The 13,376-nt window shown below is 64.7% G+C and carries 5 protein-coding genes; 2 read left to right on the top strand and 3 right to left on the bottom strand.

The features are described 5' to 3' along the window. Positions 1-2: 2 nt before the first annotated feature. The 3 genes from ACZ48C_RS16860 to ACZ48C_RS16850 form a co-directional block, all read right to left on the bottom strand. Entirely contained in the window at positions 3-1,886 is a 1,884-nt protein-coding gene (locus ACZ48C_RS16860; protein ID WP_119254644.1) for a calcium-binding protein, read from the bottom strand. Next, complete coding sequence (locus ACZ48C_RS16855) at positions 1,883-3,661, bottom strand: type I secretion system permease/ATPase (RefSeq protein WP_464783357.1); 1,779 nt, start codon at positions 3,659-3,661, stop codon at positions 1,883-1,885. The genes ACZ48C_RS16860 and ACZ48C_RS16855 overlap by 4 nt, the downstream gene beginning before the upstream one ends. Before the next feature lie 67 nt (positions 3,662-3,728). Next, a complete protein-coding gene (locus ACZ48C_RS16850) occupies positions 3,729-10,931 on the bottom strand; it encodes a peroxidase family protein (protein ID WP_464783356.1) in 7,203 nt (2,400 codons plus the stop codon). Positions 10,932-11,215: 284 nt separating this feature from the next. Here ACZ48C_RS16850 and ACZ48C_RS16845 point away from each other — a divergent pair, with 284 nt between their 5' ends. Together ACZ48C_RS16845 and ACZ48C_RS16840 are read left to right on the top strand one after the other, a co-directional pair. Continuing rightward, entirely contained in the window at positions 11,216-12,631 is a 1,416-nt protein-coding gene (locus ACZ48C_RS16845) for a sensor histidine kinase (RefSeq protein ID WP_464783355.1), read from the top strand. Continuing rightward, the gene (locus ACZ48C_RS16840; protein WP_464783354.1) at positions 12,628-13,254 is read left to right on the top strand and encodes a response regulator; all 627 of its coding nucleotides are present in this window, start codon (positions 12,628-12,630) and stop codon (positions 13,252-13,254) included. The genes ACZ48C_RS16845 and ACZ48C_RS16840 overlap by 4 nt, the downstream gene beginning before the upstream one ends. Positions 13,255-13,376 lie beyond the last annotated feature (122 nt).

Genomic DNA, 13,376 nt, shown 5'->3' with positions numbered 1-13,376 from the left:
CGTCAAACATGCTCGATGACGACGAGCATGCGAGCCCCGTCGATCGTCACGGTCGTTTCCCAAATGCCGTCCCGATTGAAGTCCGCCTCGATGATCGTCCGGCTCAGTTCGTCGATCCGGTCGTGGCGATAGCGGATGGCGACATCATCTTCTTCGAAGTCATTGCCGTAGATCGCCTCGAACTGGTCCTCATGCCTGTCGAGGACGCGTTCGAAGATGTCATATTTCGACATGTGGATCCTGTCACCGACGGAGAAATCGAGAATGATGTGATTTGTCGCGACAGGGGGTTCGCCGCCCGCCGCCGACGCGGCCGGAGGCAGGAAGCGGAAGACGTCGTCTCCCTCACCGCCCGCCAGGATATTCGCGTGCTGCGTGCTCGCGGTGATGTGGTCGTCCCCGCGTCCGCCGACGGCGGCCTCAAAGGAAGCGATCGTATCGTCCCCGATTTCGCCGCCGGATGCCCGGCCGCCGTCGAGATCGATGGTCACTCCGGAAACCGTGCGGGAATAGTCGATCGTATCGTGCCCTTCGCCGCCGTCATGGATATCGTCGTCCCCGTCGAGGGCCGCCACGATGCGATCGTCGCCGGCACCGCCGAAATTGCCGTCACGGCCGCGACCGTCGATCAGGAGATCGTCGCCATCGCCGCCGTCGAGACGATCGTCGCCGTCCCCGCCGTCCAGGATGTCGGCGCCGGCGCCGCCGAACAGCATGTCGTCTCCCCCATCCCCGAAGAGGGTGTCGTCACCTGCATCGCCGTAAAGCCGGTCGTCGCCGTCCCCGCCGGAAATGGTGTCGTTGCCGGCACCGCCGAAGACGATGTCATTGCCATGCCCGGCGAAGACGATATCATCGCCGTCGCCCGCCACGATATGATCGTCGCCCGCCCCGCCGGCGATGACATCGTCGCCGCCCCGGGCATCGATATTGTCGTGCCCATCGCCGCCGGCGATGTCGTCGCCGCAGGAACTGCCGAGGATGATGTCATCACCCCCCGATCCTTCGATGCGGTTTCGCCCGACGTTGAAATAGGCGACCTGCTCGACGAAGAAATCGCCATCCGTGATTTCATAGGTGAGCGTCACGCGCCCTTCGAGTTTCGGCCCGGCCTGAAACAGCCAATGCCCGTTTGCCGCCACCAACGTCCCCTGCGACACTGTCAGGTTCCGTATGGAAAGCGGATCGCCATCCGGATCGTGGGCGTTGCGCAGCAGGTCGGAAAGGGCGATGGCCAGCAAGGCGCATCCCGTGACATCCAGCAGATAGACGGGCCCCGTGACACGCGGCGCCCGGTTGACCCGCTCCGTCTCCCCGTTCTCGCCGGGATCGTCAGTTCCGGGCTCTTCCTGGCCGGCTCCTTCCGGGTTCGGTTCGGGAATGCCCGGCTGGCCTCCTCCTCCAGCAGGCTCGCCCCCCGTGGCGGGCCCCTGGAAAAGCGAACCGGGGAATGCGTTGTCATTGGCCGCAAGAGAACCGAAGCCAAATGTCTTTGCGCCGACCCATCCCCTAAATTCCATGTCGAACGTGACGCCCTCCGGCCGGGCGAGCCCCTGCAGGAAGCGCTCGTCGTTCGGCAGGTCGCTTTCCTGCGGATAGTGGTCCGGGGACGAAAGCTCGTGATCGACCGGCAGGACCAGATCCTGCAGTGTATCCGAAGACGGCGCTTCGCCTTCCTTTTCCGCCCGTTCGCGATCCTCTCTTCCCTCCTCTGCCGGCCGGGCGCTGCTCTCGAAGAAGGAGCGGAGATAGAGGACCAGGCCCGCCACTATCAGGCCGAGCGTGAAGGGTGTCCTGGATTTCCTATCCGCTCCCTTCAAGACATAGCGCTCGGAAGGATCGGGTTCGACGGAGGTCTGTTTCGTTGCCTTTACATCGATGATCATGTCGAAACCCGCGCAGCAAGGCCGGCGCGCTCCATTCTCGTGTGGCTGGCGGATGCGGCGGCCGGTGCGGGCGGGGTCGCCTGGATGACGGCGCCGAGCACGTCCTCCTTCGGCCCGAAGGCCGTCATCTTGCCGTTCTGCACCACCGCCACCATATCGACCGCGGCTAGCGCGCTCGGGCGATGCGCGATGACGACGACGATGCCGCCACGCCCCTTCACGCCTTCGATGGCGGCGGTCAGGGCCGCCTCGCCCTCGCTGTCGAGGTTGGAATTGGGCTCGTCGAGCACGACGAGGAACGGATCGCCGTAAAGGGCGCGCGCGAGGCCGATGCGCTGGCGCTGGCCGCCGGAGAGCGACACGCCGAGCGGACCCAGTTCCGTCTTGTAGCCTTCGGGCAGGCGCACGATCATGGGATGGACGCCCGCCGCCGCGGCCGCCTTGACGATGGCCCGGGCCTCCGCATCGCCGTCGAGGCGCGATATGTTCTCCTCGATGGTGGCGTCGAGCAGCGAGACCTCCTGCGGCAGGTAGCCGATATAGGAACCCAGCCGGGTGTCTTCCCATTGGGTCAGCTCGGCGTCGTCCAGTCGCACGCTGCCGCGCAGCGTGGGCCATATCCCGCTCAAGGCGCGCGCCAGGGTGGTCTTGCCGCCGCCGCTGGAGCCGATGACGCCGAGGGCCTGCCCGGCCCGGAGCTCGAAACTGACGTCGCTCAGCAGCACTCGGCCCGATCCGGGCGCGGCGACCGTGAGACCTTCGACCTTCAGCGAGCGCTCCGGCGCCGGCAGGTCCATCGGCTCGCTCGCGGACTGCAGCGCCACGACCGTCTCCCTCAGCCGCTGGAAAGCCGCCCTCGCGGCGACGACGCTCTTCCAGTTGCCGATCGCAAGATCGATCGGCGCCAGCGCCCTTGCCGAGGCGACGGAGGCGGCGATGATGGCCCCGGCGGACAGCTGGCCCTGGATGGTCAGGTAAGCGCCCAGCCCCAGCACCGCCGATTGCAGGATCATCCGCACGACGCGCGAAATGGCGCCGAACGTGCCGGTGATGTCATTAGCGCGCGTCTGGAGATGAAGATGATCCTCATTGGCCCGGTCGAACCGTTCGACGGCCCGGCGGGCAAAGCCCATCGCCTTCAGGATATCGGCGTTGCGGGCATTGGAATCGGCGATGGCGTTGCGTGTCACGACGGCAGTGTGGGTGGCGCTCGCCAGTCTCCGCGTCATCAGTTCCGTGACGATGGTCAGGAGCGTCAGCAGCACCGCCCCGCCGAGGGCAAGCGCGCCGAGAAGCGGGTGAAGGATATAGACGAAGGCAAGGAAGAGCGGCATCCACGGCAGATCAAACAGGGCGACCGGCCCCTGGCTTCCGAGAAAACCGCGAACCGTATCGACGTCGCGCCCGCGCTCGAGCGATTCCGCCGTCGAGAAGCCGAAGCGCGGCATGTCGACGGCGACCCGATGCGCCAGCGGCGCGATCTTCCGGTCGAGGCGGGCGCCTATCCGCACGAGGATCTGCGAACGCAGGATGTCGAACAGGCCCTGAAAGAAATAGAGACCGACCGCCAGGATCGAGATGGCGAGCAGCGTCGGGATGCTCGCGCTCGTCAGCGCGCGGTCGTAGATCTGGAGCATGTAGAAGGCGCCCGTCAGCGCCAGGATGTTGATGACACCGGACATGGCGAAGAGGAAGAGGCCCACGGCGCGAAAGCCGCCGGTCAGTTTCTCCGTATTCTTCCGCCTGGTTGCGGACATCGGCTCTTTGGAACGCATGACTATCACCCGCTGAACTGAATTTCGCTTGCCGGAGGCACCCCGGGCGCCTCCGGCCCCAAGCATGCTAGAGGTCGAAATCGCCGGCCGTCAGGTTGTGCGAGCCCTTGACCGAGAACTTGAAGTCCGCCGCGTTGCCGCCGGACGTATTGCCCTCGATCACGGTGTAGTCGATGCCGTCCCGGTTCTCGTGGGTGACGAGCAATTCGCCGCTCGCGCCGGAGAATGCGCCGGAGACCAGCGTGAAGGACTGGTTGCCGGATGCCGTCCAGTTGGCGTCCATTGCGCTGAGGTCCAGCCTGTCTCCGGGCTGGAAGCCCATGATCGTGTCGCCATCCGCATCGGCCGCCGACAGGAAGCGGAAGGTGTCGTTGCCCGCCCCACCGTCGATCACGTTCACGGCGGCGCTTGCCGTTATGACATCGTTGCCCGATCCGGTGATGATGTTCTCGATGCCCCGGATCGTATCGGAGCCGGACTGGGCGCTGACCACGCTGCCACGGCCATTGAAGCCGGTGCCGAGATCGGCCGTGATGTTCGCATTGATGGCGGACATGTCGAGCGTATCGTTGCCGTCGCCGCCATTCATATGGTCGCCGTAGTAGACGTCGTCGCCATCGCCGACCGACGCCACGAAGATATCGTTGCCGTCGCCGCCGAAAACCGTGTCGTTACCGAGGCCCCCGTCGAGCAGGTCGTCGCCGCTTTCGCCGAAGAGACGGTCGTTGCCGGCATCCCCGTAGATCATGTCGCTGCCGCCGCCACCGAGTACGTCGTCGGCGCCGTCGCCGGCAAAGATCATCTCCCGTCCGTTACCGCCGACGATGGCCTCGCCGTTCACCGTGCCGAACAGGACTGCAGAGCCATTGTCCCCACTCTCCGTCTCGCCGGCCGGGTCGTCATCGCCACCGCCGGAAACGGTGTCGTCCTCGTCGTCATCATTTTCATTGCCGCCCACCGGCGGAACGACGTTGCCCGGCCCGACCTCTTCGCCGCCGGAGGTGAACTGCGGCAGGCCGCCGCCGCTGAAGAAGGTCAGCGAATATCCATCGCCCACGAGCGTGGTGGAGCCGTTGATGTTCCGGACCATGTCGTAATCGTCCAGGGTCGTGTCGTCGGGCAGTTGCACGACGTCCTGCGGCCGCAGCGTGCCGATGATCGTGTCGTTGCCGCCCTTGGTCTTGAAGACGACACGATGAGCCGACGCGAGCCGCGATATGTCGACGGTGTCGTCGCCGTCCGAGCCGACGATGGTGATCGTATTCAGCCGCAGGCTGGTCTCCTCGCCCTGCTCGGCGAAATCGCCGATCAGTTCGAAGCGGTCGCCGCCGGCGGTGCCCGCGCCACCCGCCGGGCTGCCGTTGATGACGATCTCCTCGATCTCGGACAGTTCCGCGATGACCTGCGGAACGCCTTCGACGCCATTCACGACGACCGTGCGGGTCACCACGATCTCGGTGCCGCCGCCGCGCAGCACGAGGCCCGGAATGACCGTCTCGGCGTCCTCGGCGGGATAGAAGCGGAAGATTTCGTAGGCGTCGTCGCCGGTGATGACGAAGGTATCGCCGGCAATGCCTTCCGAACCGCCGTCGATCACGTCCCAGCCGCCATCCGGCGCCTGCCAGTGGATGATGTCGTCGCCGCTGTCGCCGAAGAGGAAGTCGTCCCCCGTCCCGCCATCGATGACGTCGTCGCCCGCGCCGCCGTTGATCGTGTCGCCGCCGCCGCCCCCGAGAATGATGTCGGCGCCTGCGGTGCCCTCGAGGGTATCGCCGTTGGCGGTTCCGGCAATGGTCGTTTCGCCGGCGAGGATGAAGTCCGCGCGGTCCACCATATTGTTGCCGGTTCCCGGAACGCCGTTGAGCGTGATCGAACCGCCGCCGGCGATATCGATGCGGGTCCTGCTGCCGTCGGACGTGATGGAGACGCGCGTGTCGAAGTCCGCGTCGGTGATGCCGAGGCCGCTCAGGTCGATCTTGTCCTGGCCGCCGCCGGTGGGATTGGCGTCGAAGCTCGTGACGACGTCGTCGCCGAAATCCAGCCCGTCGTAGACCAGCCTGCTGAAGCCGGCGCCGAGATTGATCGTATCGTTACCGGCACCACCATTGACCGCATCGTTACCGCTGCCGGCATTGATGACGTCGTCGCCGGCGCCACCATGGAGGAAGTCGTCCCCGTCGCCGCCGAGCAGCCGGTCGTTGCCAGCCTCGCCGTACAGGCTGTCATTGCCGGCGCCGCCGGTGATGACGTTGTCGAGTTCGTTGCCGGCCCCCGTGAAGGCGCCGCCGCCCGTATAGGTCAGGTTCTCGACATTCGCATCCAGCATGTAGCTTGCGACCGTCGTCTGGACGGTGTCCGTTCCGCCGTTCTCCAGCTCGACCACCGTATCGCCGATGTCATCGACGATGTAGGTATCGCCCCCCGAGCCGCCGACCAGAAGATCAGCGCCGGCGCCGCCGTTGAGCGTATCGGCACCATTGTTGCCGAACAGCATGTCGTCGCCGGTATTGCCCAGCAGCGTCGTCGACTGGGAACTGCCGAGATCGACCAGAATGGTATCGACATCCGGCGCGGCCTCCAGCGTGGTGCCCGTCCCCGTGTGCAGCGTGTAGCTGCCGCGCATGACCTCGTCACCCTCGTCATCGGCGACGTAAAGCTCATAGCCGTGATAGCTGCCGCCGTCGAAAGTGATCGTCTCGACGGCATTGCCGGGATCGTTGAACTGGCCCGCCACGCGGACCGTCTGGCCATTGAGCACGATGACGAGATCGCCATTGGCAGCCCGGCTGAAGTTAAAGGCGGAAAGTGCCTCGCCATTCGTCGCCACGCTGATCCGGTCGTTGCCGGAAGTCTCCTCGATGCGGTCCGTGCCGTCGGCAAGGCCCATGACATAGATGTCGTCGCCGGCACCGCCGCGCAAGGTGTCGTTGCCGGCGCCGCCGATCAGCACGTCATTGCCGGAAAGGCCGTTGAGCGTATCGTTGCCTTCGAAACCCATGAGGACATCGTGGATCAGGCCCGTGCCCGCAACGTTACCGTTCAGCGTTTCGCCGGCGGCGGTGCCGGAAATGACATTCATCGTCAGGTCGGTGAATTCAAGCCGCTCGATATTGCGCACCGTGTCACGGCCGTCGAGAACGGGCCGCTCGGTCACGCCCTCGATGTTTTCGGCGAGCGGGTCGGTTTCGTCCGTGGCCGGCGGCGCGTGGTCGACATAGAGGCTGCCATCCGTGTTCACGCCGAAGGCGTAGTGCTCACGGATGCCCGTATAGACGGCCGTGTCGATATCGCCCGCGGCATTGCCATCGACGATCTCGCGAACGATCGACAATTGGCCCGGATTCAAGACGCCGGCCAGCATCAGCATGTCCAGAGAGCGCGCGCCGAACTGCGCGGTCGCGCCCGCCCGCAGCACCCCGTTCACCATGTCGGTCTGGAGATAGACCTTCTTCGTCATCCCATCGGCCGTGTAGACCTGACCGTCCGCGACGATGCGGATACGCACGTTGAGCCATTTGTCGCCGTCGATGACGTCGTCGCCGGCAAGGCCCTTGATGCGGTCGCTGCCGCCACCGCCGAGCAGGATATCGGAGGCATCCGCCGTTTCGAGGACGATCGTCTCCGCAACGCCGTCGTTTCCGACCTCGACATGACGCTGGCGATGGGCGACCAGCATATCCAGCCCGTCGACAAGAGCGACGTTCCGCTCCAGAAGGGCATTCGAATAGGAATAGAGGGGCGCATCCGGACCGGGGATCGCCGCCGTGCCGGTCGCCTCCACCCTTGTATTGACCGGCACCACGCGGCCCGTCAGCACGTCGTCGAATTTCCAGCCGGAAAGCCCCTCCACCAGATCGAAGCGGTCCCGCAGGATGAAGGCTTCCTGGTTCGCGAAGATGGGAATGCCGAGATCGGAATTCGCCGCCATCGGATCGTCCTTGTGGATCGCCCAGTCGAAGCCCGACATGCCGTTGCTGCGCTGGATGCCGACGCCCTGAAACATGATGTCGTCGCCGGCCTCGGCGTCATAGTCCGTATCCCCGCTCTGGCCGTTCAGCACGTCGTTGCCGACGATGGTTGAGTTGAACATCAACTCGGAATTTTCGCCGGCCAGCGTATCGAAGCGGCCGCCGCCCTCCAGCCAGTCGTCGCCGGCCTCGCCGAGCAGGAAATCCATTCCGTCGCCGCCGAGGATGAAGTCGTCGCCGACGCCGCCCATGACGGTCTTGCCATCGGGGCCGGCGATCAGGAAGTCGTTGCCCTCGTTGCCGAAGACCAGCGAAAGCCCGCTGCCGCCATGGATGACGTCATTGCCTTCCTCGCCATGGAGGAAATCCATCGCGCCGATGTCGGTTCCCGCATTGGTGATGATGTCGTCGCCCGAGCCGCCGTGGATATGATCCACGCCGTAGCCGCCTTCGAGACGGTCGTTGCCGGCCCCGCCCCAGATCGTGTCGTCACCCTCGCCGGTGATGATGTGATCGTCATTGTCGGTTCCCTGGACGACAACGTGCTCGCCGCCATTGTAACGCAGATATTCGGCAATGCCGTCGCCATCCGCATCGCGACGCTCGACCAGAGGAGACAGGACCTCCAGATAGGGATTGTCCTGGACGGGGTCGCCCTGACCCGTCATGGCCAGTTGCCTTGCCGCGTCGAGATAGAGAACGCGGTCCGGGCGCGAGAAGAAGTCGCCGGGGATCGCGGTGCCCGTTTCGGCAAGGTCGGTCGTGCGAAGGGCCATCTTGGAGAGCGAATTGCCTTCCAGCTCGGAGAGCAGGTTGAGGCCCTGGACGCGCGACAGGTAGTAGAAGCGGTCGCCGTCCTGCAGGTTCTCCATCTGCAGTTCGAAGATGAAGGAGAAGGTGGAGCCGAGCATGCCGCCGAAATCCATCTTCTTTTCGGCAAGCCCGCCCACCCACAGGTCGACATTGGCAAGACCGCCGAGCCCGTCGGCATAGCCGCCCGTACCGGAAAGAAAGGCCGCGCGGTCAGCCGGCGGCAGGATGGTCCGGTTCGCGCCGAGGCTTTCGTCCCAGAACGTCTCAGCCGTGCCGAACACGATCGCCATCGCCGCCGCGCGCTTGCCGTCCACCGTCGTCTCGCCCGCAATCGTCGCATGCGTGCCGTAGGCCGCGATGAAATTGACGATGGAGGCCGGGTTCTTGAGGTTGAGCGCGAAGTCAGTCCAGTTCGCATAGGGGGCCAGCTGGCTGTCGCCCTGGGCCATGGCCTGGAACTGGGCCCGCGCCTCGTTAAGGGTCGGCATGCCAGTATCGCGGCCGCGCGCGATGTTGATCGTCGCCAGGTCGAGCGGGATGCCGAGCAACTGGTTGCGCAGGGTATTCGTGACGAACTCGTCGATCTCATTGCCGACCTGGGCGCTCATGCCGCGAATGACCGCACCGGCCGCCTGTGCATGGGTCAGGCTCCCGCCCTCGTCATAGGCGACGGGATTGAGGAACGCATCGAACAGCGACATGGGGTTCGTCGACCCGTCGGCAGCAATACGATCGACAGTCTCGTTGAGCATCGAGTGGCCGAAGCGATAGACCACGTTGGCAAACTCGGAGAAGATCGCGGGATTGATGTCGGCATCCGGCTCGAACAGGAAGGCATCGACATCCGGCTGCATCTTGCGGGCGAATTCCTCGAAGACGAGGTGCTGGTATTCCATTTCGGTGACGAAGCGCGCCGCCTGGAAGAGGCGCTCGCCATCCCAGACGAGATCCTCGAGATTGGCGGGAACGGCGGAGGCGTCCACCAGCAGCCACTCGTTGAGGAAGGCGATATCACCATTCGCCGCAGCCTCGAGCGCGACCTGCTTTGTCTCCTCGACCATGCGGTTGTGTTCGCCGTGGAAGATATGGTGGATGGTCGTAAGGCCGATATTCTCGTTTCCGCGCCCGTCGCCGGTGATGAAATGCGCATCCAGGAGCTCGTCGTCATATTCGAGATTATGCCCCATGCTGCTCGCGACGGCATTGCCCGCCACGCCGTCGGCATCCTCGGCAAGCTCGCCGCCGGCCGTGAAGACCGGCACAGCGTTGTGGGCGATGTCGTCGAGGAACGCATGGCCGGTGCGGAAGGCGCCGAGGACGGTCGGATCGATGGGATTGTCCGGATCGCCCTCGACAAGGACATCGTCGCCCGTCCCGAAAATGCCGTCCGCGCCGAGCCCGACGACCAGTTGGGGATAGCCGTTGGCTCCGGGGATGAAGTTGCCGTATTCATCGGTCGCGATCAAGGGAATATTGCCGATATCCGCATCGGTAAGCCTGATACCGAGCATATCCTCGGCATGCGCCTTCACATCCGCCCACGTCGCCAGGCCGTGCCCGTTTCCCTCGAGCAGGCGGCCGGTCGCAACGGGGGTTCCGTCCGGCCCCTCCTCATATTCGCGCATGAAGACCTGCTTGGAGGCGTGAGAGCCATAGGTCTGGTTCTGATCCACCCATGGCGTCGTGGTGTTGCGCGCACCCTCGCCGGTGGTCGCACGGGTCAAGACCATGAAGTTGGTATGCGGAGTGGCAGGGTTGTAGAGCGGATCGTCCGGCGAGAGCGGAATGTAGACCACACCGTTGCCGCCCTTGGCCACGAGATCGAGGCCATGATCGAAAAACTGTCCGAACAGGGTGAAGAGGGCGCTGAAGGGCGCGGAATCGCCGATATCCGGCGACACATTGGGCAGGAAGACCGTCGGGCCGTCCATTTCGATGCCGTTCTGCGCGAGAAGCGCGTCGAGTTGGCCCTTGGCCAGCCCATAGGCCTGGGAATTTACCGGCAGTTCCTTCACGATGGCGTGGGCGGCGCGAATGGCCTGCAGAGCGTCGACCTGCGCCTGTCCCACGACGCCGGCATATTCGAGCGCGGCGACGATGGCCGCCGGGTTGTCGAGCGTCTGGTCGACGACGAGATTGGAGATCAGGCGGGGCGCCGCATCGACCACATCGCCGGGCTGGCCGTAGTCGTTGTTGGATGCGTAGGGGAACGTGCCCGTCCCCTGGCCGAACGCAGGATCGGTCAGGGACAGGAACTGCTGGTCCGCCGAGCCCCAGTGCTCCCGGCCGGGCAGGAGGTTGTTGTAGCTGCCGTCGACGGTCCGCAAGCCATAGGGAAGCAGGTGAATCTGCGCGGCGGCGGGAGAATTGGGGTCCACGCCGCCGGCCTCCGCGACGAGCGTGTAGAGATCCTCGCCGGCGGCATGCCTTTCGGCGATCTTGATCTGTTTCAAGATGAACTGCAGGTCGTGCTTGACGATATTGACCATGACCATTCTCCCCTTGGTAGCGTCTCCTGACGCTTCTTGTCGGCCACGCGCGCCGCCTTCTGCGGGCGATGCGCATTTCGGAAGAATGATGCGCCTGATCTCGGCTCTCGCGCCATGACGGATGGTCTGACGAGTTGCTTCCCCGAAAGGGCAACCGGACCAGATCGCAAGGCGGGGACCTTGCTCGACTTTGGTCCGAGCGGATGATTGGACCATCGGCGCTAGCCGACAAGGCGGATCCGTGATCGTTTGGCGAGAGGGCCACAGGAGCATTTTCAAAGCCGATGGTCGATGCAGCAGCCACATCGCCACGCTTTCATCGGGCACACGGCTTCCGGAGCCTGAGCCAGCCGATACAGTTTGCGCTGTCGGGTGGCCTCATCATGCTGGCGGCGATGTTCCTTGCCGGCGTCGTCATCTCCGGCATCGTCACCCGCGCTACGGTGGAAAGCACCGCGGCAAGCTCCGCTCTCTTCCTGGACAGCCTCCTCTCCCCCCTGGTCCAGCAACTGGCGCGTCGGGAAGTGCTCGGCCCGCAGGCCATCGCGCGCCTGGACGAGGCGCTGAAGGAAGGCGCCTTCGCCGACCGCTTCGCCCATGTCGACATCTGGAGGAGTGACGGGCTCGTCACCTATTCGACCACATCCGATCTGATCGGCGGGCGATTTCCGCCACCGGAAGGCGCCGCCATGGCATTCGACGGCGAGGTTTCGGCACGATACACCGATCTTGCCGCCGGCGAACATGTCGCGCGGGCGTGGACGACGAAATATCTGGAAATCTACGTTCCCCTGCGCGAGCACGGGTCCGGCCGCATCATTGCCGTCGTTGAAATCCATGAACTGACACAACCGCTCGAAGCCAAGCTGCTGAAGCTGCGGGTGCAGACATGGCTCGTCGTCAGCGGGGCGGCCCTGTCGATCGCACTCGCCTTGACCGGCGTCGTCTACAGCAACAGCAGATTGATTGGACGGCAGCAGGTCGCCCTGGAGAGCCGCCTTGCCGAGATCGAGCGCGTCTCCCACCAGAACAGCGAGTTGCGCATGAAGGTCCAGCGGGCCTCGGGCCGGCTGGTGGAGATGAACGAAAGCTACCTGCGCAACGTGGGCGCCGAACTGCACGACGGCCCGGTTCAACTCATCGGTCTTTCCGCACTCAAGATCGAGCAGGTCCGGCGCGCGGCGGACAAAGACGGGCGGGCGGCGATACTGACGGCGATCGAGGGCCTTCTGGGCGATGCATTGCATGACATGCGCGCGATCGCGCGGGGATTGGTGTTGCCGGAGACCCAGGCGCTGTCCCTGCGTGAGATCGTCGAAAGCGTGGTGCGCGTGCATGAACGAAGAACAGGCACCGCCGTCTCCCTGATCTGCGACGGCACGCCGCCGTCCCGCTCCTCGCAGGCAATGCGCCTGTGCGCCTACCGCTTCGTGCAGGAGGGCCTCAACAACGCCTATCGCCATGCTGGCGGGCATGGGCAAACCGTCGAATGCCGGCACGAAGGCGACGTTTTCGTCCTGCGCGTCAGCGACGACGGCGGGGGGACGGCCGGACGCCCGGAAACGTCCGAGGGCAGCCTCGGATTGTTCGGGCTGCGAGAGCGCGTGGAGAGCCTCGGAGGCACGTTCTCCGTGCGTCATGGCCGACGAGGCACAGTCATCGAAATGGCCACAGTCCTGAACGGAGGAGATGAAGTATGAATGCGCCGATCAGGATTATCGTGGTTGACGATCATCCGTTGTTCAGAGCAGGCGTCACGCAATCGCTCGCGCTCGACCCCGCAATCACAATCGTCGCGGAAGGAAATTCCGGCAGCCAGGCGCTCGAACTGGTCGAGCGCCATGAGCCGGATATCATCCTGCTCGACATATCCATGCCGGGCAACGGCATCGATGCCGCCGCGGCGATCACCGCAACGCAAAGGCCGCCGCGCGTCCTGATGCTCACCGGCTCCGACGACGGCCATGACGTGATGCGGGCGATAGAGGCCGGTGCGTCTGGCTATGTTCTGAAGGGGATTAGCGCAAACGATCTGATAGCCGCCGTGAAGAGCGTCGCGGCCGGCGAAACCTTCGTAACGCCGAGCCTCAGCCTCGGTCTTCTCACCCGGTTGAGCGGCAAAGCGGAAACGGCGCCCCTCGCCCGCCTTACCGTGCGAGAGCTACGCGTCCTTGAGCTTTTGGCGCAAGGGCTTAGCAATCGAGGGATCGGCGGCAACCTTGGAGTCCATGAAAAAACCGTGAAATTCCACGTGACAAATATTCTAAGGAAGCTGAAGGTCCGTAACCGCGTTGAAGCGGCTCTGGCCCTGAAGGAAAGGTAATAGTCCGTGCTATTTCCTCTCGCTTGGCCTGCCCCGTGAAGGCCGAAACGACCTACTGCCCCGGGCCGCATCTTCGCGGTGCGCCGAGCGTCTGGATCGAAGGCCTGACGCGCGAGCACGCG

Source organism: Shinella sp. 1A1 (assembly GCF_055379515.1).
This window is presented reverse-complemented; position numbering and strand designations above follow the sequence as displayed.